The following is a 21,771-nucleotide window of genomic DNA, read 5'->3' as shown; positions in this document are numbered from 1 at the left end:
ACGTAGATCGCGTCGGGCTCGACGCGACCCGGCCGGCCGCGGCCACTGGTACCCGGACGGCGGCCGCCAGGTCGCCGGGGACGCGAACGCGCGGAAAGAGGTCGGACCCGGCCACCAGTAACGTATCGACGACCGGCTCCGGGGAGACAGCGCCGCTGACCGCGATCCCGACCCCGAGGTTCGACGCGACGTCCGCACCGGTCGGCGACAGCAGCACGGCCGGTGGGCCGCCGAGGACGCGGGAACGCTCAGCCGCGGGCCTCCAAGGGGTTGTCCGCCATGAGGTTCTCGAGGCCGACGCGCACCATGCGGGCCGCGGAGCTGTCGGGTTTGCGGGCGGCCTGTGCCTGGAAACAGGCAAGGAAGTCCGCGGCGAAGTCGAGGCGGGGGTAGCGGGCGAGCACTTCGCTTCGGAAATCGGCGTCGAAGTCGTCCACGTTCGCTCCGACGACATCGGTGGCCGTGGAGTTGGCCAGCAGATGGCCCTCGGGGTCGGTGGACGCGTCGACCTCGAGCCACATGTGGCGGACGATCACCTCCGGGAGCCGCTGGCGGCGCTGCGCCGTCCATCCGGCGCCCGCCGCGAACACACTCGCCACGTGGCCGCCCGCCTCCTCGAAGGCGACCGTATGGCTGTCGAAGACCGCCGTCAGGCCGAGGTCGTGAAGCATCGCCGCCACATAGAGCAGTTCCGGGTCGAAAGGGATAGCGCGAGCGGTGCCGCGGGCGGCTGCCACAGATAGGCGCGCACAAAATGGTTGAACAGTCCGGGCGACAAGTACGCCGATGCCACCTCCCGCGCGGCTGCCGACACCGCGGTGTCGGGAACAACGACTTCATTCAGGGTCGTGCGGCTCATCAGCGCGTTCCTTCGGCCGGGTCAGGAGTGACGTGGAGAACGTCCTGCGGCAATCGGGGTCACGTCCGTCACATCCGGACGCACAATCTCGTCGACAAAATGGTGCACGGCGTCTTCGGGCCGCACCGAGGTTTTGCCGCTCCCTGCCGGGCGCCGGGCACCGGGTACTGGGCCGTTATTCGACGTCATACCGTTAAAAAGACGTTTCGATATCTTCCCCGTCGACATTGCCGCGATCCCGGCTATCTTTCCACCTTCGTACGGCCGAGCACACCTCGAATCCGGACATGCGGCGCCCGCCGCTCCCCCGCGCATCAGGAAGGCGAACGGCGCCAGGGCCCGGCTCCGACCCGCACCCGCAGCTGCGCCTGCGAACTCAGCGGGCCCGGACAGCCCATCGCGGCCCCTCCTCACCGCCTCCTTGACGTACCCGCACGGCACGGCGACCATAGATATGACAACGTTGTCGCCCTTTGCCCGCTTGCCCTCCTTGGCGCGCCGCCCGCCCGACCCCTGAATCCAGGACTCATAGGAGCTCTCATCGTGCACGACGCCTTCCGCCCCCCGGTTCCTTTGCTCTGCTCCGGTCCGAACACGGCTGCGGTGCACCTTGTGCCCGGCACTCTGACCGGTATGGACCTGGAGGGTTCACGGCTCGCGGGATGTGATGTGAGTTATGCCGACCTCCGGTCGGCGCACTTGGCCGGCGCGGACCTGACCAGGGCACGGCTGAACGGCGTAATGCTGTGTCAAGCGGACCTGTCCGATGCCGACCTGACCCGTGCGTCATTGCGTGACGCCTGCTTGTGCGGCGCGGACCTGTGCGGCGCGGATTTGAGGGGCGCCGACCTGAGGGGCGCGAACTTGACGCGCGCGAATTTGCTCGGCGCCCGGCTGGACGAGGTGACGGCCGACAGCTTGGGCATGATCATCGGTTCTCCCTTGAACAGCATGCCGTTCACCGCATGGCGGCCCACGGCTCGGACTCCGCACCGGACGGCCGATTCGGCGGCGCGGATGCTTGACGCCGGTCGTTGACGTCAGGAGACATCAGGAGAGCCGCCGGACCTCTCGATCCGCCATCGGCCGGAGGTGAACCCCCGCTGACGCGAGGCGGCGAGGAAGGACCGGGCGGGCGCGTCATGATGTGCGCCCGCCCGGGTCGGTTCTTCAGGCAGGGGTCAGCTGGAAGGGACGGTCCAGCGCTGGTTGTTGCCTGTGTTGCAGTCCCAGATCTCCAGCTGGGTGCCGTCGGTGGTGCTGGCGTTGGGGACGTCGAGGCAGCGGCCGGACTGGGGGTTGACCAGTGCGCCGGTCGAGGCGTTGTAGGTCCACTTCTGGTTGTTGCCGCCGTTGCAGTCCCACAGCTCGATCAGGGTGCCGTTGGCGGTGCCGCCGCTGCCGGTGACCTCCACGCACTTGCCCAGGACCTGCAGGGTGCCGTCGCCGGCCACGGTGACCTGCTGGGCGGCGGAGTTGTTGCAGCTCCAGATCTGGATCTTGTTGCCGTTGGTCGTCGAGGCGGTGTTGTCGTCCAGGCACTTGCCGCCGTTGGCCGACACCACGGCCCCCGTGCCGCCGGGCGTGCCGCCGGTTCCGCCGCCGGTGCCGGGGGTGATGGCGAGGTTGTCGAACTGGTCGGTGCGGTAGCCCTGGATGCCCAGGCCGGCCTGGCCGCTGGAGAAGGAGGTGTCGGTGACCGATCCGATCTGGTTCCCGTCGACCTTGGCGCTGATCGTCGAACCCTGGAAGGTGAACGCCAGGTTGTGCCAACTGCCGGTCCCCAGCGCGGTGGTGGTGCCGGTGGCCAGGGTGTGGTTGGACCCGTCGGTGTACATCTTCTCGATCCACCACTGGCCGGTGTCACGGATCCGCAGGTAGTAGGCGTTCATGTGCGACTGCGGGCGCTGCTGGGTGTTGGCCCGGCCGATCAGCTCGGTCGTGCCCGCACCGCGCAGGAGCACATCGGAACTCACCGTGTAGTTGGACCAGGTGGTGTCACCGATCAGGGAGTACGAGTCGGAGTCGTCCTGCCACTCGATCGGCTTGACCGGCGCCATCTGCTGCACGCACTGCCCGGAGCGGCCGGTGCAGGGCTGGACCTCGAACGAGCCCTGCATGTCGGACAGGTACTTTGCCTCGCTGCCGTTGACATCGTTGTCGAAGTTGTCGGAGTACGGCAGCGCGAGCGCGTGCGCGGCCGGCGCCGTCGCGGTGCCCTTGCCCTGACCGCCGATGGTGCTGACGGTGTAGACGTAGCCGGGCTGCATGGTCAGCGCGTACGACCCGTTGCTCGGCGTGATGTCCTGGGTGTGCACGAACGATGTCGCGGCGGAGGGGCTGTTGACGTTGGTCGCCCAGACGTGCACGGTCCCGGTGGACAGTCCGCCCTTGACGGAGAAGTTCACGGTCTGCGACGAGCCGGAGGTCGTGGTCTCCAGGATCGTCGAGTAGTCGCTGTTGTTGGTGGACTTCAGGGTCACGTACGTGCCGTTGGACTCGCTGCCGCCGAGATAACCCGACGCCGAGTCGATGAACTTCCAGCCGGGCTGGGTGAATTGGGTGACCTGCGCGGTCGCCCAGGTGCTGGCGCCGATCGTGTAGTTGCCCGACCACGGCGAGCCGGCGGTGGCCAGCCCGACGGTGCTGTACGGCAGGTTGGGGTAGATCGCCGCGATCAGCGGCCAGTTGAAGTAGCTGGTCATCTTGGCGTCGATGTAACCGCGGGTGATGGCCCGGATCAGCGCCGGAGCGCCGGTGTTCATGTCCTGCGAGCCGTTCTCGCTGTCCCACAGCGGCTTGCCGTTGTTCTTCGCCACCGTGGTGGACGAGCAGCTTGTGGCGTCGCCGCCGTCCCCGCCGTTGCAGGAGTAGTGCGCCCCGATGATCGAGACCGCGTTGTTGAAGGCGGAGTTGCTGGCCATGTCATCGGCCACGCCCCAGCCGGAGTCGTCCGCGACGAGCTTCACCCCGGAGTAGCCGGCGTTGTTGAGCGCCGACCGCAACTGGACGTACCAGTTGGCGTCGTGGCCGCGCTCGTTCCAGCCGCCGAGGTAACTGATGGTCAGCCCGTGCTGCTTGGCGCAACCGAGCCAGGAGATGAGGTAGTTGATCGTGTCGGTGGACCAGAAACCGCCGTTGATCCACCCCGGCGCCGCCCAGGCCAGCCCGTACAGGCCGATGGTGGGATTACGGGCCTTGGCCTGCTCGGCGAGCCAGAACTCGTACCCGGCGTTGCAGTTGATCGTGCCCTTGGCGTGCTCGATCGACGGCTCGGAGCCGTCGGTGGAGTTGGCGTCGCCGCCGATCTCCAGCTTCAGCAGCTGGAGGTCCGCCCCGTAGCCGGGCTTGAACAGGTAGTCGAGGATCTGCGACTGCTGCGCGGCCGGATAGTCGGTCAGCAGACGGGAGTTGCCCCCGCCGCCGCTGATCGCGCCGATCCCGTCGAAAGTCCGGCCGCCCTGCGTGCCGTCGACGCTGATGGCCGTGGTCGCCGCCTGGGCGGGAACGCTGCTCACCGCGAGGACGGCTGCGAGGAGTGCCAGCACCCACACGGGGGCGAGTCTCCGAAGTCGTGACACGAGTGCTCCTTTGGTGGAGGGATTGGCGCACAGTGTGCTGTCGTGTTCATTTGCCGGTCAAGACTCCCGGCAAGAACACAGAAACAAACAGCACACGCCGAATCCACTCGCGTGGAGCGACAATGAGCCACCGCGACGACTTCCGGACCATCCCCTTCGGTCGCGCTGCTGGACAACGTTGTCAGCTTGAACTGTGATCCGTTCGCAGGCCTCATGGGAACTCCCTCGCTACCTGGACCCGATGCGGTGAGCCGCGGTGATGACAACTGGAGAGCGCTCTCCGAAGCTAGTCAGCGACCCTGGCCGCGTCAATGGTCCGGACGTATGGTCGGACCACTTCGGCCGTCGCACCCCGGTCGCGGCTCCGCGGCGGTCGCACTCCCGGGACTCCGGAGCGCCAGCCGCGCCGGGGCCCGGCATCCGCTCCGTCCCCGCCGCCGGCGACCGGTCCGCACCTGGCTGACCTGCGATGACACGCCGCACGGGTATGCCCGGACAGGCATCGCGCCGCCCCGGGCCCCCAGGAGATCCGTCCGCCCGGCACAGCTCATCACGTTCAAACGCCTTTCCTCCGACGTCTGTTGAGTCGTGTTGGCTATTTTGGTCGATCGTGTTGACAGGCATTCAGAAACTGCCCTTTGCTGTGCGGGTCTCACCCCCCACCGGTGCGGCAACAGCCGTGCCGCCCGCACTGGAGCCGCAAATGAAGCGATGGCGTATCCCCCTGGCGAGCTGCCTCCTCCTTCTCGGAATCGCCGCCCCCACCACCGCCGCGCACGCCGCCACGCCGGCCGCGGTGAGCGATCCCGCCTCCCTGGTCAATCCGCTGCTGGGCACGTCCAACGGCGGCAACACCTTCCCCGGCGCCGACGCCCCCTTCGGCATGGTGTCGTGGAGCCCCGACACCTCCTCCCGTCCCCCCGGCGGTGACTACGCTTACTCCGACAACGTTGTCACCGGCTTCAGCCTCAACCACATCTCCGGACCGGGCTGCGGCGCGATGGGGGACATCCCCGTCCTGCCGACGCTCGGAAACGTCGACGGCGGCGCCACCCAGACGTTCAGCCACAGCAACGAGTCGGCGAGCGCGGGCGCGTACTCGGTGACCCTGGGCAACGGTGTGAAGACCGAGCTGACCGCCACCGCCCGCTCCGGCATGGCGCGCTTCACGTTCCCGTCCAGCACGCAGGCCAACCTGCTGTTCAAGCTGAACGCGGACAAGGCCACCAATCTGCACTTCACCAAAGTGAGCAGCACCGAGGTCAGCGGGTCGGTGGACGCGGGGCTGTTCTGCGCCGCGGCGCCGTCGTACACCGCGTACTTCGACATGGTCTTCGACCAGCCGATGACCGGCAGCGGGACCTTCAGCGGCGGCGACTCGGTCACCTTCAACACCACCGGCAACCAGGTGGTGCAGGCCAAGGTCGGCCTGTCCTACGTGTCGATCGCCGGCGCCACCGCGAACCGCGCGGCCGAGAACGGCGGTTGGGACTTCAACGGCACCCGCACCGCCGCGCACAACGCATGGAATTCGGTGCTGGGGAAGATCGGGATCAGCGGCGGCACGTCCGACCAGCAGAAGGTGTTCTACACCTCGCTGTACCACGCCCTGCTGCACCCGAACCTGCTCAGCGACAGCGACGGCCGCTACTGGGGCTTCGACCACCAGGTGCACACCGTCTCGGGCAACCAGAAAGCCCAGTACGGCACCTACTCCGGCTGGGACATCTACCGCGATCAGGCCCAGCTCGAAGCGCTGGTCGCCCCGCAGCAGGCGTCGGACAGCGCCCAGTCGCTCGTCAACGACTACGCGCAGGCCGGCTTCTTCCCCAAGTGGTCGCTCAACTCGGCCGAGACACAGGTGATGAACGGCGATCCGGGTCCGGCGATCGTCGCGGACTACTACGCCTTCGGGGCCCGGAACTTCGACACCGCCACCGCCAAGGCGGACATGGTGAAGGAGGGCACCACCACCAACCCGATCCGGATGGGCCTGGATCTGCAGACCACGTACGGATACCTGCCCTCGGACGGCACCTACCCCAGGGACTTCTACGGCTCGGTGGCGACCCTGCTCGAATACAGCGCCCAGGACTTCGCGACCTCCGCCTTCGCCGGCGCGCTGGGCGACACCACCACCCAGTCGCAGTTCGCCAACCGCGCCCAGGACTGGAAGAACGTCTTCAACACCGGCTCCGGCTTCATGCAGCCCAAACTGGCCAACGGCTCCTGGGCGCAGGGCTTCAACCCGACCAGTAGCGACCAGTTCGTGGAAGGCACCTCCTGGCAGTACACCGGCGCGGTGTCGCACAACGTCCGCGGCCTGGCGGACGCGATGGGCGGCAACACGAAGTACGCCGCCTACCTCGACAGCGTGCTGTCGGACCTCCACGGCTCCGGCGGCTCGCACGCCGACCTCGGCAACGAGCCCTCGATCGAGCTGCCCTGGGAGTACGACTACGTCGGCCAGCCCTGGAAGACGCAGCAGACCGTCCGCCAGGTCCAGGACCGGCTCTGGCCGAACAACCCGGCCAACTGGGGCGTGGGCAATGACGACTTGGGCACCATGAGCGCCTGGTACGTCTGGTCCGCGATGGGCTTCTACCCCGAGACCCCCGGAACCTCCGACCTCGCCCTGGGCAGCCCGCTGTTCACCAGCGTGGATGTGACCCTCGGCAGCGGCGGGCACCTCCTGGTCAACGCCCCGGCCGCCGCGGACAACGCCCCCTATGTGCAGAGCGCCACCCTCAACGGCGCCACCTGGAACAACGCCTACCTGCCCGCGAACTTCGCCACCGCCGGCGGCACCCTCAACCTCACCCTCGGCACCACCGCCAACACCGGCTGGGCCACCGCCTCTTCATCCGCACCCCCTTCGTACAACGGCAACGGCGGCGCCAAGCCCCCGGGTCCGCCGACGGGCTCCACCGGCGCGGTCACCTCCGACAACGCGGGCAAGTGCCTCGACGACAACAGCAGCTCGACGACCAACGGCAACAAGATCCAGATCTGGAGCTGCAACAACTCCGGCGCCCAGCAGGTCACCAAGGCCGCCGACGGCACACTGCAGATCCTGGGCAAGTGCGTGGAGGTCACCGGCAGCGGCGGCACCGCGAACAACACACCGATCGAGCTGTGGGACTGCAACGGCGGCAACAACCAGAAATGGACGTACAACGCCGGCACCAAGGCCCTGGTCAACCCGCAGTCCGGCCGCTGCCTCGACATCCCGAACTCCAGTACCACCGACGGCACCCAGCTGCAGATCTTCGACTGCAACTCCACCAACGCACAGCGCTGGAACCTCCCCTCCTGACCGCTGCGCGACTCCCCCCACAAGGAGCGGAACGAAGGATGAAAACAGTCACGTTGAAGAGATGGACCGCGCGGGCGGTGACCGCTCTGCTCGGCCTGCTCCTGCTGATCCCGGCCACCCCCGGCGCACAGGCCGCACCGACCCCGGCCGCCAGCAGCATCGCGGTGCTGATGCGGTCGTACAACGCGGACACCGGCCGGATAGACGCCAACGGCTGGTGGACTTCGGCGGTTTCGCTGAGCACCGTGATGACCTACCGCCAGGCCACCGGCGACACCCAGTACGACTACGCCATCTCCGGCGCGTTCGCCAAGAACAGCAACTTCACCAACGACTACATCGACGACACCGGCTGGTGGGCCCTGGTGTGGATCCAGGCCTACGACATCACCGGCAACACGAACTACCTGAACATGGCCAAGACGACGACCAACTACATGCACAACTACTGGGACTCCCAGTGCGGCGGCGGCGTCTACTGGAGCACCGCCAAGCAGTACAAGGCCTCGATCGCCAACGAACTCTTCCTCGCCGCCACCGCCGGACTGCACAACCGCATCGCCGGCGACACCACCTACGGCGGCTGGGCCACCGACGAGTGGAACTGGTTCAAGAACTCGGGCCTCATCAGCGGCAACCTCGTCCAGGACGGTCTGAACGTTCCCAACTGCACTTTCAGCACGGCGAACTACTCCTACAACCAAGGAGTCATCCTCCAGGGGCTCATCGAGCAGTCCCGCGCCACCGGCGACACATCGCTGCTGACCACGGCGACATCGATCGCCACCGCCGCGACCGCGCGGTTCAACCACAACGGCGTGCTCTACGACGGCTGCGAGCCCAACTGCACCGGTGACGGCTCGGCGTTCAAAGGCATCTTCGCCCGCTACCTGCGCGCCCTGGCCACCGCCAGGGGGACCACCCAGTACGACACGTTCCTCACCACCACGGCCGACTCGATCCTGGCCACCGACACCAACAGCTCGGGCCAGCAGGGCAACTCCTTCGTCGGCCCGTTCGCCCTGTGGACCCCCACCACCCAGGCAAGCGCCGCCGAAGCCCTGGTCGCCTCACTCGGCGGAAGCGGCACCACCCCGCCACCCGCTTCCACCGGCGTCCTGCGCGGGCAGGAGTCCGCGCGGTGCGTGGACGTCCCCAACGCGACCCGGAACAACAGCACGCAGGTCGCCCTGTGGGACTGCAACGGCGGCGCCAACCAGTCCTGGACCTCCGACACCTCCGGCGGACTGACCGTCTACGGCACCAAATGCCTGGACGTCCGCACCTCCGGAACCGCCGACGGCACCCCGGTCCAGATCTACGACTGCAACGGCACCGCCGCCCAGCAGTGGACCCTGCGCCCGGACGGCACCGTCCTCAACACCGGCTCCGCCAAATGCCTGGACGCCACCGGCCACGCCACCACCAACGGCACCCTCCTGGAAATCTGGACCTGCAACGGGGGCACGAATCAGAAGTGGGCCAGATCGTAGGGGCCCTTGGCGCAGGGCCGGGTAGTTAGCGTATTCGCGCCGACAACGTGCGGGGGCGGATCTCCGGCCGACCTGTCGAAACTCGCGGTGAATCGTTCCGGGACACGTCAGAGTCTCCATTGAGCCCGGAACGGTTCATTTCGAGGCTTTGGTCAGGGATCGGGTGACGAGAAGGCACTCTCAACGCGGCTGCCGCCCTCGCGGCGGTTCCTCCCGTCACGGCACATCGGCAGCTCGACACCCTGGCCGGCGCGCATCTTCTGGACGAGAGCGGACACCACCGCTACCAATTCCACGACCTCCTGCCCGCGTACGCACTCGACCAGGCCCAGGCCGAGAAACCCGAAGAAGACCGGCACGCTGCCCGTCGCTCTGCAGCCCCTGCCCGACAGCGTGGAAGCAGCCGCCTTCGAAGCCGGCAGAGCGGCCATCGCCTGGTACGAGACCGAACGAACCAATCTCGTTGCCGCAGTCCAGGCGGCATGCACCGGCGGAATGGACCGCATCGCCCGGCAGATTCCCGCCGCCCTCACCATGATCATCGCCGATCGTGAGCCCGCCGACGCATGGCTTCCCGCACAGCAGATGGCGCTCGAAGCAGCACGGCGGGCAGCTGACCGATACGGAGAAGCGATCACCCTCGACAACCTGGGCATCGCCTACCGCCATCTGTTCCGGCTCGCACTGGCAGAAGAACACTTCAGCGGGGCCTAGCGGGGTGACGTCGACCGGGCAGAAACAGTGCTGCGCCCAGCAGTAGACATTCTGTCCGGAGCGGCTACTGGCGGTCCCAAGATAAAGGCAGACAGAAGGGGGGCCGACGCGGTCAACCCAGATGGATATCCCCGTGAATATTGCCTGCCTGAATGACCGCCTGCCGGAACTGCCCGCCGCTAATGGTGTTGTGGACTGCGCCCGGCGCGGCACTCCCCTCTGCAATGAGTTCCCGGAGCACGACTGACGCGGAAGGGTCCTCACGAAGCAGCCGACGCAGCCTGACTCGCCAGACCGCCTCAAGGTCGGCGACTACCGTCGGGTCGCCACCGTCCTGGGCCGCTGTCGCCTCAAGTCGTTCCGAGTCCATTTCAGCCTCGGCCCGATCCGCGTCCTCCTGCGTTGCGCTGCCTCGGCGCACCAGGTCGACGATCCGGGACCTCATCGCATTCCATGCGTCGCTTGCCATGAGAGCAACCACCGTGGTGGCCCCCGACGTCGCGAGCGCCGCCAACTCTGCTTCCATCAAAGCTCCTCGGGATGATCCATCGCCCGGCCATAGCCACGGTAGGCGCATCACCGCCTTCCCGCACCCGTGCACCCGTGCACCCGTGCACCCGTGCACCCGCCAAGTTGCGTTCGAACCCGAGACCCACGCATGACGAGACCGTGAGCGATCAGGCTGCGTGGTGCCGGGTCGTGCCGCCTGATGACGTTCGGGCTGATCAGCACACCGACCGGGACGAGGCGGGGGTGCACCTCGCCATGGAGCTCACTTCGGACGGCAAGGCCAAGGCCGCCGCCGCTGCCGGGCCGGCCGGCGGGCACGTGGTGGTGGGCGCGGGCGTAGGCGCGGAAGGCGGCGGATGCCTGGTCGACGGTGACCTGCCAGCGTTCGGCGAGGATTCCCTTGGCTGAACGACCATATGGCCGGTGCCGCCTTCGGTGTCGGGATCGCCCGGCGCATCGCCCACCAGCACCGCAACTCGCAGCCGGCGCCGACCTGGAGCACATCGCCGAGGAGATCGCCCAGGACCGGCGGATCCTGCTCGACATCATGGACTCGCTCGGCGTGCCTGCCCGACGCTACAAGATCTACGGGGGCTGGGCCGCCGAGAGGCTGGGCGGCCTGAAGCCGAACGGAATCCTGTACCGCCGCTCGGGACTGAGCACCCTGATCGAGCTGGAACCGCTGCGGCTGGGAGTCGAGGGAAAGCCCCTGACCTGGCGCACGCTGCTCGTGGTCGCCACCGGGGCAGGCCCTCTGGACGAATCCCGATTGCGGAGCCGGCTGGAACGGGCGCGGGACCAGATCCAAACCCTGGAGGCGTAGCGGCTCAGGGCAGTGGCGGCAACCTTCTCCCCCGCGGCGAGCTGACTTCCGGCAGCCGACTGGTCCACACGGTTCGGATGGGCCCAGAACATGGGGCGGGTGGTGCTCCCGGGCCTGGCAGGCGACTTCACTGTTGTGCTCTTCGATCGGGCGGAAGCCGACCGCTCGGACCTGTCGGCGTGAGACGGGCAGCGGGGCAGCGGTACTGAACCCTGACGGCTACGCGGGGGACGCCCTCGAGATCTGCGGAGTCGACGACAGCGTCGCCCTCCTGGAACGCCGGGATGCCTCCGGAGGAGGTGGATCCGCTGCGACTTTCCGGAAACACCCCGGCACACAGCGCCTGTCCGCTATCCCACGCCTCATTCGCCCGCCGGCGACATTTCCCTGCACAACGGCGGGCGCCACCCACCTGTGAGGGTGCGCGGCGCCCGCCGTTCGATCTACTGCCTACTGCCGAGAATTTACCAGCGATACCAGCGTCCCCGGCTGCCACTGGAATGCGTACCCCGGACAACGAAGCCCAGCACCCACAGCACGAGCACGACGACGGCGATCCACCACAGAAGGTGGAGTGCGAACCCCGCGCCGAAAAGAATCAGCGCGAGAAGAAGAACGAGAAGCAACGGCCCCATGATTATCAACCTCCAAGAAGCCGTCTGCCCCGCACTCGAACAACCATGCTGACCATCATGTGTCTTCGGCCCGCCAGCCAGCCGCGGGCGACGCGAGCCGCGTCTGTGCGGTGAGACCGGCCCATGGCGTTGTACGGTGTGCCGCGCGGAAATGACGGTGCCCTTCGAGCCGGCCGGGAAGCAGTCATGTCTGCGGCCGACCGGACCGGAAAGCCTCGAAGAGGAGACATCGGATGGGGCACGATCTGTGGGTCGTTCAGGTGCCGATCGCCGAGGGGTCGTACGCACGGTCGCGGTATACATCCTGATCGGGCTGAACACCGCGGTCAACTGGTGGCTCGCGCGCGACACCCGCGCGGAACGGCTGCTGGAGGGAACGGCGACCACCATCATCCAGGACGGTTCACTGGACGAGCGAGCTCTCCGGCGACTGTCCCTGCACACGAGCGAAATCCAGCACGCGGTCCTGCTGCAGAACGGCGACAGCATCAGCGACGTCGCACGAGGACAATTGGAACCGGACGGGCAGCTCCTGATCAGCCTCAAGGACACGGAGCAAGGCGCCACTCGCGGTGACATCCAAGCCCTGCAGGCGAGCCTTGACACCATCGAACAGCTACTGCGTCACCTCACGGCGCCTCGCACCACCTGAGCCGCACCGGGCGAATCCGCCGGAACGATCGGTCCGGCCGTGTCCCGGCCCAGTCCGGCCAGCAGGTGTCGTGCACGCCAGTCCACCAGGTAGTCCCGGACAAGGAAAAACCCCAGGTCACGGCGAGTGAGTCCTGGGGCCTTCCGGAGCCGCCTTCGGGAGCCGCCTTCGGGATTCGAACCCGAGACCTACGCATGACGAGTACGCGAGTGATCATGTCGCTGTGTGTTCCATAGTGCTGCCAGATGCCGTTTCGCCTGGTCAGAGCGGCTTCTGAGAGATGAGCCATGGTGCCCCGTGCCGCCCCGTCCAAAGGCGTCCGCGCTCCCCTTGTGCTCCCTCAGCGCACTGGCGGCTTCCATGACAAGGCGCTCGGAGGGTACCAATGCGGTTCGCGGGTAGTTCGCCTGAAGGCACACGTCCAAGCGTCCGCCAGCAGGAGCTTCCAATCCTCCGTCTGGACAGAGACCTCATGTGCGGATCCCACGAACAGCAGCGCGCGTGGATATGCGGAAGCCCGGGCCACGGCCCCCACTAAGTGCTTGCGGGAGTCCGCGCCGAACTGCCGCAAATTCCGTAAAGTCCGCGATCGTGTGATCAAGCGGTCTGCAGCGCGCTTCCTCCAGTTGCGCCCAATACGCCTGCTCGTAGTCGTCCGGTGGCGAAGTGTTCGAGTTGGCGAAGCCAGCGAAGCCGGAAGGACTCGGCGCCCTTGCGTCGGACGGGCATACCGGGGTGCTGCCGGCGGGGCCGTCTTCGCGGGATTATCCGCACGGCGGATCGTACGCGCGCCTCGGGACGTACTCGCTCCATTCAGAGCGCGTAAAGGTCGTGGTGGAGCAGATGAGCCCCTTGGCCTGATCCACCCCGGTCTGCCATAGCCGCACGGTCCCGTCCTGACCGACGCTGGCGAGCGTGCGGCCGTCCGGGGCGAAGGCCACCGCCCAGACGACGTCTTGGTGGCCGGTGAGGGCGCGGCCATAGGCCGTCGGATGGGCCGGATCGGCGACGTCCCAGAGACGCACGGTTCCGTCCCGGCTTGTGCTGGCGAGCATGCGGCCGTCCGGCCGGAAGGCTACCGAGGCGACAGCGGCGGAGTGGCCGAGGAGGGGCGAGCCGAGGGCTGTGGGATGAGCGGGATCGCGCACGTTCCACAGCCGGATCATCTGGTCGTCTCCGGCGCTGGCCAGAGTACGCCCGTCAGGGCTGAACGCCACGGCGTAGACGGGGCTGTCGAGCTCGTCCGGCTGTTGGCCGAGCGCGGTGGGGTGCGCGGGGTCCGCGACGTTCCACAGCCGGATCGTGTGATCGCCGCTTGCGCTGACGAGAGTGCGGCCATCCGGACTGAACGCCACCGCGTAGACCGTGCCGGTGTGGCCCCTGAGCGGTTGGCCGACCACGGTGGGGTGCGCGGGGTCCGCGACACTCCACAACTGGATGGTGTGGTCGGGGCCCGCGTTGGCGATGGCCAGAGTGTGGCCGTCCGGACTGAACGCCACGGATTTCCCGGTGTCGGGATCGCCAGGGAGAGGATCGCCGCGCGGGGTCGGCCGTGTGGGGATATCCATGTTCCACAAGCGGATCTTGTGATCGCCGCTCGCGCTGACGAGAGTGCGGCCATCCGGACTGAACGCCACCGCGTAGACCGTGCCGGAGGTGCCCCCGACCGGTTGGCCGAGCGCGGTGGGGTGCGCGGGGTCCGCGACACTCCACAGCCGGATCGTGTGATGGTCGCCGGCGCTGGCGAGGATCTGTCCCTTCGGGCTGAACGCGACCGTGTAGACGGTGCCGGTGTGGCCGGTGAGGCGCGTGGCAGGCAGGTGCCATAGCCGGATCGACCTGTCCCGGCCTGCACTTACGAGGGTGCGACCGTCGGGATTGAACGCGGCCGCCAAGACGGAGCCCGAGTGGCCGGTGAGGGGTTGGCCGAGGGGGGTGGGGTGCTTGGGGTCGGCGAAGTTCCACAATCGGATCGTGCGGTCGTCGCTCGCACTGGCGAGCGTGCGGCCATCCTTGCTGAATTCAACGGCGTAGACGGCGGCGCTGTGACCGAAGAGTCGGCCGAGTGAGGTCGGGTGTCCCGGGTCGGTGACGTTCCACAGGTGGATCGTCTCGTCGCGGCTCGCACTGGCGAGAATGCCTTCGGAGCTGAACGCCACTGAGTAGGCCGGCCTGTTGTTGGGGAAGAGGGGTTGGCCCAGGGGAGTCGGCCGGGTGGGGTCGGTGAAGTTCCACAGCCGGATCGCGCCACTGTCCCCGGCGGCGGCGAGGGTACGACCGTCCGGACTGAACGCAACGGAGTGCACAGCGCCGATACGAGCAACAAGCGTCTCCCTCAGCGGGGTTGGGTTCATCGGGCTTACCAGATTCCACAGCCCGATCGCGCCGCCGTCCCCCGTGGCGGCGATCGTACGACCATCGGGACTGAACACAATGGAGTCCACGGCCCCGACGAGGCCAACAAGTGGCCGGCCCAGCGAGGTTGGACGTGTCGGATCCGCGAGGCTCCACAACCCGATCGTGCCATCGTCGCCGGCGCCGGCCAGAGTGCGGCCGTCCGGACTGAACGCCACCGCGTGCACAGCACCCATGCCGCCAACAAGGGGCTGTCTCAGCGGGGTTGGTCTCATCGGATCCGTGAGGTTCCACAATCGGATCGTGCCGTCGTGCCCGGAACTGGCGAGAGTGTGGCCATCCGGAGTGAACGCCACGGAGTCCACCGCTTCCGTGTGACCCTCCAGGGCACGGGACAGCGGCACGTTCGCGTCCGTGACGAGCCGCGTGTACAGGTCGGCGGTCGGCTTCATGTGGTAGGCGGTCAGGTCGAGTTGCGCGGCGAGTGAGGAGTCGGTGCCTCGGACGTTGTCCGCTTCGGCGGTGAGTTGGTTGAAGACCGCCGCCCTGGTCTCGTTCTGCGCGGTGGTCTTCAGATTGATCGCCAGCACGGCGGTGACGGAGGCGATCAGGGCGAGTGCGGTCAGCATGCCGATGACGGCACGGCGTATCACGGTGGCCCGGCGGTCCTGGCGGCGCCCCGCGGTGAGGAATTTGTCGGCGGTGGGGCTGAGTCTGTCGCCACCCACGGTGGCGGCCCAGGTCACCGCAGTCTCCAGACGGTTGCCACGGTAGAGCAAACTGGCGTCCTGCGTCGCGTTTTTCCAGGTGCTCGCGGACTCCTCGATCTCCTGGCGGAGGAGGTTGCCAGCCCGGTCGGTGTTGCTCCATTCGCGCAGTCGCGGCCATGCGCGCAGCAGGACTTCGTGGGTGATCTCGACGCTGCCGTGTTCCCGGGTCAGCAGGCGGGCTCGGGTGAAGACTTCGACGACCTGTGCGGCCAACTCGGGGTCGGCGCTGTGCTCCAGCAGACTGTCGTAGTCGGCACGGCGACGGGTGTCGGCGGTGGAGCTTCCCATCCTGACCAGGGCCAGGATCAGGTTGCGAGCGATGCGCTGGCCGTCGGGGGACAAACGGCTGTACTCACGGTCGGCCGTCGTGGCGACCGCACGGGAGATGCCACCGGTGACGCTGTAACCGTAGGTCGTAAGAACATGCCCCGCGCGCTGCTGCCAGGTCGCTCGTAGGGCGTGTGCCAGCAGAGGGAGGCGGCCGGCCTCGTATCTTCCCGTCTCCGTGAACTCGGTGTCCGCTGAGGAGGACGCGGTGCCGGCTGGTTCACCGAGGTCCTTCAGCAGCAATTCGACCAGACCTGGTTCGACTTCCAGCCCGGCGTCCGCGGCGGGATAGAGGATCGACTCGCGCACCTCCATCTCGGACATGGGTCCCACTAGGACAGGGCCGTTCTGGTGGCTCGACAACAGGTGCGGGTACTTGGTACACGGATCGAGGAAGTCCGACCTCAGCCCATACAGGACCAGCGCAACCGGATCCTGCCCGTCTTCGCCGCGTTGGGACATCGCCTCCAGTAAGGCGAGAAAGCTTTGCCGCTCCTGCTCACTGGCACACTGGGTGAACAACTCCTCCAGCTGGTCGACCACGATGACCCACCGCCCCGGCCTCAGGCGCTCACCCCCGTCGCCGACCCGACCGTCGTCACGGTCGTGGAGCACCCATCGCATCCAGGCGAGTGACGATTCCGGCCCGTGGGCCAGGATCGACGACCACTGCCCGGGATGTCCGGCCGCCTGTGCCAGGCCCCTTGCCAGCGCGTCCAGCGGATGGGCGGTGGGGGTGAACAGCACACTCGGTCACCTCCCCGAGCCGGCAGCGAGGTCACCGCGCGAGATCGCGGCCAGGACACCGGCCCTAAGCAACGACGACTTGCCGGCTCCCGACGGTGCGAGCACCATCAGCGCACCGCCTTGCCATAAGCACTCATCCAGCCGCACCAGTACGTTCGCCGTCAGCGCGTCCCGGCCGTGGAACCAGTGGGCCTGGTCCTCGTCAAAGGAGGCCAGGCCGGGGAAAGGGCACTCGTCCGTGGCGACCCCAGCGAACGCCCTACGTGCGGTACGTACCCCGTCCCGGTAGTGCACGTGCAGATCACGCTGCGCGATGTTCAAATCCCGGAGGGCCTGGTAGATCTGCGCGGAGCCCGACGCTGCGGCGTGAAGACGGACGTTGGGCAGGTCGGGGGTCGGTCCGCCAGGTACGCTCATCGCTCGGTGATGTGCTGGTCACGGCCCGCCTGGTACACGCGCCCATGCCCGGAAGCCGTCGCCTTCATCACCGTCGGTCCGCCAGCTCTGTCCCGGGAGGCCAACAGCGCCGGAAGGAGTTCCTCGTCCAGCAGCCGCCTCAAAGCCGCGACCCGCACCGGATCGTCCGCCACGAGATTGTGCAGCCGTGCGCTCCACTCGTCCACCACCGCCTGCTGCGTGACCGTGTCCTCGATCGGGCGGGCGGCGAGCACACGGTCACGCGACCGATCCAACTCCAGCTCAACCGAATCGGCCTGTTCGGGGCGCACCCTGCGCCACCAACCGACGACCGCCGCCCGTGTTTGCTCCCAGGCGTCCACGGCCATCACGTCCACCACAGCCGCGCCGGCCGCCACAATAATCGGATCCATATCAAGCCCACCCCATGACCTTGTTCGGACACAGCACTTCAGACGCACAGAAGGCCAGGGCCCATATGTTGCCACCGGTCTGTAGGGACGGCAGGCCGATGGGGCAGGTTGACTCAATAGAGTCGTTCCACCGCTGCTGAATTGATGAGAGGCGACACAGCGCGCGTCGAACACAAGGTCCGGTCGAGTGTGGCAGCCCCCAGATGCGAAACTTCCTGCACCGCCTCGATGCCGGGCAGGAATCAGGTTCAACGGTTACGCCTGGAGGCTGGCAGCGCCGGGCGATGGGGCGCCGACGGGAATCCGACCCGCTCCCGAACTGCGGGATCAAGAGAGCTCTCTCCGTGTCCATAATGGTTGGCGAAAAGCTCTGGGCCGAAGCATCCTGACCTTCGAATTGTTTGACCCTGGCCTCACTTCGACCAGCGGTCCGATTCGGTCTCGCCGTCGGCTGTCGCCAGCAACTCACGACAGGGAACAAGTACGATCCCGTAGAACCGTGGATAGTTCTACGCTCCCAGGCCGAGAACCAGCCATCCTCGTCGTCAGTCCGCACCGACGTCGTCCGTCGACGCCAATCCGGTTCTTGCCGTTGGCCTTTGCTCTCGGGCCCGCCCACCTGTCGGCCGGTTGATCCGGGCAATGAGATCGTGCCGAGTGGCCGCCTGTGGGTCGGAGACGGTGGTCGGGTCGTCGTCGGCGGTGCCGGCCTGCCACGCCCGCGGCCCGCATCAGCCGTGCCACCCGGCGGCGGCCACATACGGAGCCCCCGCGCTGGAGCGAGGCGTGGGCGCGGTCCGCGACGCCGGAGCTGACCGCATACCCCCTATCGTGTGTCTCCCCCGAGTAGATGGCATGTCCGCGTCCGGGGCCGCTGGTAGCCCGTGGGGTCGCAGCGGGCACGGACTTCGAGACGTTGGTGGGACTGCCCGCCCAGGACAAGTCCCGAGGTGCCTGTCACGAAAAGGTCCCAGCGGTCGCGGCTCAGGTGGTTCTCGTCCTGCCTGCAGGTGAGGGTGTCCTTCCACCCGGCCTTCCGCAGGAGGGCAGCTACGTCCTCCCGCACCCATTCGTGGCCGGCGACGGGGATGATCCCGCTCCAGCCCACCTCGCACTCGTCGGGCGCGCGGTCCACGGTCCTGCTCGCGGTCGCACCCTGGAGAACGGGAACCTGTCCCATGCGTGCACCTGCTCAAGAATCCGCTGGAGATCGCTCGGTACTGCCTTGCTCGCGGCCTGGCGCTGAACATCCACACCGTTCACGCGGCCCGCGGTGGGCCAAGCAGTGTGTACGCCCCGCTCGGACACCACGGTTTGCTCCTCGTCCAGCGGGTTGTCGAAGGCGGCCCGGTCGCCGAAGGTGTCATGGCCTAGAGCGTGATCGGTGGATTTGCTGCGCCCACCGCCGCCATGCAGCCGAAGAACATCCAGAAACCGCGGCAAAGGGCGGCACGTCCAAACCGACGCGCCCTGAACCGCCTCGTGCGACCATTCGGCGGCGCGATGCCGATGAGGGACGGAAGCAAAGGGCAGCGACCTTGTCGAGTTGCTCCAAAGCGGCCATCAGCAGAACGCTTCGGCCTGACCAACCCGCCAGATGCCGGACTGGCTCCGACTCCGCACCGGAGCCAGTCTGGCGCCCGCCTCGGGCCGCCGGAACCGTGGCCGCGCGACCGCCTTCCGCTGCGCTCCGCAAAGCCGCCCGCAGTGCTCACGGTGTCCGAATGCGCTCCCCTCGCGCTCCCCTGACGAACTCACGTATCCATCCGACCCGCGGCCAAAACCCGCCCACGCGAAGAACACCCAGCTCAGAGGAGCTAGTTGCGCATGAAGGCTCCGCCCACCAACTGATGAACCAACCAGGGACCTACGCATTGCGACGCGTAGACCATACCCGTCCGATTGGCCCGAATTCCAAGGTCAACGGAAACAAGAAACCCCAGGTCAGAGGCCTGACCTGGGGTTCACCATGGAGCCGCCTTCGGGATTCGAACCCGAGACCTACGCATTACGAGACCATGGGGGTTCGTGACGACCGGTTCCAGCTCGTGCTTAGTAGTGCTGTCCTGCCTGGTCAGGGCAGGTGCAAGCCGTTGCGCCATGATGCCCTGTGCCGCCTCGTCCAAAGGCGTCCGGCCGCACTCTGGCCGCACATTGCACTCCGGGAGGTGTTCTCGAACGTCATAACAGCATTGTTACTCTCCTACAGGGTGGGCGGAGCAATGCTCAAGACCTGTGGATCAGCCCCGGGCGGGACGCGGAGGGCGTACCTTCCCGAATGATCCTGTGATGGTCACCGAGTAGGCCCGCGTTCGCAGCGCGGGTCGGGAAGGCACGCCCGTGCTCAGCGTAGTGAATACCGACGGCTCCACCGAGTCCGGCGCCCTGATCGACGAGATCGTCCGCGAGGGCGCACGCCGCATGCTGGCCGCCGCACTGGAGGCCGAAGTCAACCAGTACATAGCTGAGTTGGCTGCTGAGCGGGACGATCGCGGGCACCGTCTGGTAGTCCGCAACGGCCGCCACCGGCCCCGGACCGTCACCACGGCGGCCGGCCCAGTCGAGGTCACCGTGCCGCGGGTGAACGACCGCCGCGTGGACGAGGCCACCGGCGAACGCAAGCGCTTCTCCTCGAAGATCCTGGCCCCGTGGTGCCGCAAGTCGCCGAAGGTGAGCGAGGTTCTGCCGCTGCTCTACCTGCACGGACTGTCCTCCGGCGACTTCGTCCCGGCACTGGAGCAGTTCCTCGGCTCGGCGGCCGGGCTGTCGCCGGCGACCGTGACCCGGCTGACCAAGCAGTGGCAGGACGACCATGCCGCCTTCCAGGACAGGGACCTGTCCGACCGCGACTTCGTCTATGTGTGGGCGGACGGGGTGCACCCCAAGGTTCGGCTGGGCAGGCGCACTCGTGCGTCCTGGTCCTGCTCGGCGTCCGCCTGGACGGCACCAAGGAGCTGATCGCGCTCGCCGAGGGCCTGCGCGAGTCCATCGAGTCCTGGGCCGACCTGCTGCGCGACTGCCGCCGCCGCGGCATGCGCGACCCCGAACTGGTCATTGGCGACGGCGCTATGGGTCTATGGAAGGCACTCGGGGAGGTGTTCCCCGCCGCACGGCACCAGAGGTGCTGGGTTCACAAAGCCCGGAATATCTCGAACGCTCTGCCGAAGTCGGCACAGCCGGGCGCGACGAAGGCGATGCAGGAGATCTACAACGCCGAGGACCGCGCCCACGCCGAGAAGGCGATCGAGGCGTTCGCGAGGACCTACGGGGCGAAGTGGCCCAAGGCCGTCGTGAAGATCACCAACGACCGGGAGGAGCTGCTGGCGTTCTACGACTTCCCGGCTGAGCACTGGATCCATCTGCGGACCACGAACCCCATCGAGTCCACGTTCTCCACGGTCAAACTGCGGACCAAGGTCACCCGCGGCGCGGGCAGCCCGGCCGCGGCCCTGGCGATGGTGTTCAAGCTGGTCGAGTCCGCACAGGACCGCTGGCGCGCGATCACAGGAGCCCACCTGGTCGCGCTGGTCCGTTCGGGCGTGGCGTTCGAGAACGGCCACCTCGTGGAGAGAGAGGAGATCGCAGCCTGATGACCAGCACAGAACCGCTCAGCGACGGGGAACTCGACGAGCTCGACGAACTCGCGCGGGCAGCCACGCCAGGACCCTGGTTCGTTCGCGGCCTTGACGACGAGCACGCGATGAACCTCGTCGCCGTGAGCACCACGCCGGACACCGGCCTGGGCGAGCGCTGGCCGAACTTCGACCACCGCGAGATCGTTGCCGCGACCCTGGTCCAGCAGCCCCGCTACGTGGATGCCGCTGACGAGCACTGGGACGAGAACGCGCAGTTCATCGCCACCGCACGCGAAGCCGTCCCCCGACTCGTCGCAGAGATCAGACGTCTGCGCAGCCAGCTGGAGGCAGGCGCCCAAAGCGAGTCAAGAGAAACGAGCTGATCCACAACTATTGACTATTGCTCGGGTGGGCGTGATGGCGTTGCATCGACCCGGAGCCGTGCCTGTCAGCGACAACATAGTCCTGAGGGAACCCCAATGGTTGGGCGCATCAGTGCCTCGAATCATTCTTCGTTGTCGGCGACGCGTGAATCGTGACCCACTTCCGACGGGTGAAAAGTGACCCCCACTGCGTCAGTTGAT

At 67.5% G+C, this 21,771-nt stretch carries 17 protein-coding genes and 2 pseudogenes; 9 read left to right on the top strand and 10 right to left on the bottom strand.

Translation table 11 applies throughout. The annotated features are described in order from the left end of the window. Positions 1-248: 248 nt before the first annotated feature. Complete coding sequence (locus ACFO3J_RS18355; protein WP_386430523.1) at positions 249-671, bottom strand: cyanamide hydratase; 423 nt, start codon at positions 669-671, stop codon at positions 249-251. Continuing rightward, the gene (locus ACFO3J_RS18350) at positions 650-859 is read right to left on the bottom strand and encodes a hypothetical protein (protein WP_386430522.1); all 210 of its coding nucleotides are present in this window, start codon (positions 857-859) and stop codon (positions 650-652) included. Before ACFO3J_RS18350 ends, ACFO3J_RS18355 begins: the two co-directional genes overlap by 22 nt. A 633-nt stretch (positions 860-1,492) precedes the next feature. Here ACFO3J_RS18350 and ACFO3J_RS18345 point away from each other — a divergent pair. Continuing rightward, on the top strand, positions 1,493-1,897 hold the full coding sequence (locus ACFO3J_RS18345; RefSeq protein ID WP_386430521.1) for a pentapeptide repeat-containing protein: 405 nt from the start codon (positions 1,493-1,495) through the stop codon (positions 1,895-1,897). Positions 1,898-2,040: 143 nt separating this feature from the next. Here ACFO3J_RS18345 and ACFO3J_RS18340 read toward each other — a convergent pair whose 3' ends face one another. Then, positions 2,041-4,440 (bottom strand): ricin-type beta-trefoil lectin domain protein, encoded by a 2,400-nt coding sequence (locus ACFO3J_RS18340; RefSeq protein ID WP_386430520.1) that lies wholly within the window; start codon positions 4,438-4,440, stop codon positions 2,041-2,043. Between the two features lie 703 nt (positions 4,441-5,143). Here ACFO3J_RS18340 and ACFO3J_RS18335 point away from each other — a divergent pair. Together ACFO3J_RS18335 and ACFO3J_RS18330 are read left to right on the top strand one after the other, a co-directional pair. Further along, the gene (locus tag ACFO3J_RS18335; protein ID WP_386430519.1) at positions 5,144-7,756 is read left to right on the top strand and encodes a lectin; all 2,613 of its coding nucleotides are present in this window, start codon (positions 5,144-5,146) and stop codon (positions 7,754-7,756) included. 38 nt (positions 7,757-7,794) lie between these two features. Next, entirely contained in the window at positions 7,795-9,249 is a 1,455-nt protein-coding gene (locus ACFO3J_RS18330) for a glycoside hydrolase family 76 protein (RefSeq protein ID WP_386430518.1), read from the top strand. A gap of 152 nt (positions 9,250-9,401) precedes the next feature. Here the strand turns inward: ACFO3J_RS18330 and ACFO3J_RS18325 are convergent, their stop codons facing one another. Then, a complete protein-coding gene (locus tag ACFO3J_RS18325; RefSeq protein WP_386430517.1) occupies positions 9,402-9,608 on the bottom strand; it encodes a hypothetical protein in 207 nt (68 codons plus the stop codon). A gap of 34 nt (positions 9,609-9,642) precedes the next feature. On the opposite strand from ACFO3J_RS18325, the gene ACFO3J_RS18320 reads away from it, so the two are divergent. Then, entirely contained in the window at positions 9,643-9,963 is a 321-nt protein-coding gene (locus ACFO3J_RS18320) for a hypothetical protein (protein WP_386430516.1), read from the top strand. A 112-nt stretch (positions 9,964-10,075) separates the two neighbouring features. Here ACFO3J_RS18320 and ACFO3J_RS18315 read toward each other — a convergent pair whose 3' ends face one another. Further along, positions 10,076-10,489: a hypothetical protein gene (locus ACFO3J_RS18315; protein WP_386430515.1), complete on the bottom strand. Its 414-nt coding sequence runs from the start codon at positions 10,487-10,489 to the stop codon at positions 10,076-10,078. A 143-nt stretch (positions 10,490-10,632) separates the two neighbouring features. On the opposite strand from ACFO3J_RS18315, the gene ACFO3J_RS18310 reads away from it, so the two are divergent. Then, positions 10,633-10,881 (top strand): hypothetical protein, encoded by a 249-nt coding sequence (locus tag ACFO3J_RS18310; RefSeq protein ID WP_386430514.1) that lies wholly within the window; start codon positions 10,633-10,635, stop codon positions 10,879-10,881. Then, positions 10,874-11,296 carry a hypothetical protein gene (locus ACFO3J_RS18305; RefSeq protein WP_386430513.1) on the top strand — a complete coding sequence of 141 codons (423 nt, stop codon included), beginning with the start codon at positions 10,874-10,876 and terminating at the stop codon, positions 11,294-11,296. The genes ACFO3J_RS18310 and ACFO3J_RS18305 overlap by 8 nt, the downstream gene beginning before the upstream one ends. 464 nt (positions 11,297-11,760) lie before the next feature. Here ACFO3J_RS18305 and ACFO3J_RS18300 read toward each other — a convergent pair whose 3' ends face one another. Continuing rightward, positions 11,761-11,931, bottom strand: coding sequence for a DUF5670 family protein (locus ACFO3J_RS18300; RefSeq protein WP_386430512.1), 171 nt, complete (start codon positions 11,929-11,931; stop codon positions 11,761-11,763). 151 nt (positions 11,932-12,082) lie between these two features. Here ACFO3J_RS18300 and ACFO3J_RS18295 point away from each other — a divergent pair, with 151 nt between their 5' ends. Continuing rightward, on the top strand, positions 12,083-12,583 hold the full coding sequence (locus tag ACFO3J_RS18295) for a YetF domain-containing protein (RefSeq protein ID WP_386430511.1): 501 nt from the start codon (positions 12,083-12,085) through the stop codon (positions 12,581-12,583). A gap of 764 nt (positions 12,584-13,347) precedes the next feature. Here the strand turns inward: ACFO3J_RS18295 and ACFO3J_RS18290 are convergent. The 4 genes and pseudogenes from ACFO3J_RS18290 to ACFO3J_RS18275 all read right to left on the bottom strand — a co-directional run bounded on the left by ACFO3J_RS18290 (position 13,348) and on the right by ACFO3J_RS18275 (position 18,515). Continuing rightward, on the bottom strand, positions 13,348-14,937 hold the full coding sequence (locus ACFO3J_RS18290) for a WD40 repeat domain-containing protein (RefSeq protein WP_386431011.1): 1,590 nt from the start codon (positions 14,935-14,937) through the stop codon (positions 13,348-13,350). A gap of 162 nt (positions 14,938-15,099) precedes the next feature. After that, positions 15,100-17,199: pseudogene (locus ACFO3J_RS18285) on the bottom strand (nSTAND1 domain-containing NTPase); the annotation flags it as partial. After that, positions 17,196-17,597, bottom strand: a complete 402-nt coding sequence (locus ACFO3J_RS18280; protein WP_386430510.1) for a hypothetical protein — start codon at positions 17,595-17,597, stop codon at positions 17,196-17,198. The gene ACFO3J_RS18280 and the pseudogene ACFO3J_RS18285, both read right to left, overlap by 4 nt. Before the next feature lie 480 nt (positions 17,598-18,077). Next, positions 18,078-18,515 carry an IS3 family transposase gene (locus ACFO3J_RS18275; RefSeq protein WP_386430509.1) on the bottom strand — a complete coding sequence of 146 codons (438 nt, stop codon included), beginning with the start codon at positions 18,513-18,515 and terminating at the stop codon, positions 18,078-18,080. A 1,437-nt stretch (positions 18,516-19,952) separates the two neighbouring features. On the opposite strand from ACFO3J_RS18275, the pseudogene ACFO3J_RS18270 reads away from it, so the two are divergent. Both ACFO3J_RS18270 and ACFO3J_RS18265 read left to right on the top strand, forming a co-directional pair. Further along, positions 19,953-21,202: pseudogene (locus tag ACFO3J_RS18270) on the top strand (IS256 family transposase). Next, on the top strand, positions 21,202-21,570 hold the full coding sequence (locus ACFO3J_RS18265) for a hypothetical protein (RefSeq protein WP_386430508.1): 369 nt from the start codon (positions 21,202-21,204) through the stop codon (positions 21,568-21,570). Before ACFO3J_RS18270 ends, ACFO3J_RS18265 begins: the two are co-directional and overlap by 1 nt. Positions 21,571-21,771: the final 201 nt, after the last annotated feature.

Origin of the sequence: Streptomyces polygonati (genome assembly GCF_042650325.1) — a bacterium.
GTDB classification, from domain to species: Bacteria; Actinomycetota; Actinomycetes; order Streptomycetales; family Streptomycetaceae; genus Actinacidiphila; species Actinacidiphila polygonati.
This window is presented reverse-complemented; position numbering and strand designations above follow the sequence as displayed.

Bases quoted from the DNA above. Each gene is read 5' to 3' on its own strand.
- ACFO3J_RS18355 (WP_386430523.1), bottom strand. From the start codon at position 671: ATGCTTCACGACCTCGGCCTGACGGCGGTCTTCGACAGCCATACGGTC.
- ACFO3J_RS18350 (WP_386430522.1), bottom strand. From the start codon at position 859: ATGAGCCGCACGACCCTGAATGAAGTCGTTGTTCCCGACACCGCGGTG.
- ACFO3J_RS18345 (WP_386430521.1), top strand. From the start codon at position 1,493: ATGGACCTGGAGGGTTCACGGCTCGCGGGATGTGATGTGAGTTATGCC.
- ACFO3J_RS18335 (WP_386430519.1), top strand. From the start codon at position 5,144: ATGAAGCGATGGCGTATCCCCCTGGCGAGCTGCCTCCTCCTTCTCGGA.
- ACFO3J_RS18330 (WP_386430518.1), top strand. From the start codon at position 7,795: ATGAAAACAGTCACGTTGAAGAGATGGACCGCGCGGGCGGTGACCGCT.
- ACFO3J_RS18315 (WP_386430515.1), bottom strand. From the start codon at position 10,489: ATGGAAGCAGAGTTGGCGGCGCTCGCGACGTCGGGGGCCACCACGGTG.
- ACFO3J_RS18300 (WP_386430512.1), bottom strand. From the start codon at position 11,931: ATGGGGCCGTTGCTTCTCGTTCTTCTTCTCGCGCTGATTCTTTTCGGC.
- ACFO3J_RS18295 (WP_386430511.1), top strand. From the start codon at position 12,083: ATGACGGTGCCCTTCGAGCCGGCCGGGAAGCAGTCATGTCTGCGGCCG.
- ACFO3J_RS18290 (WP_386431011.1), bottom strand. From the start codon at position 14,937: ATGAACCCAACCCCGCTGAGGGAGACGCTTGTTGCTCGTATCGGCGCT.
- ACFO3J_RS18265 (WP_386430508.1), top strand. From the start codon at position 21,202: ATGACCAGCACAGAACCGCTCAGCGACGGGGAACTCGACGAGCTCGAC.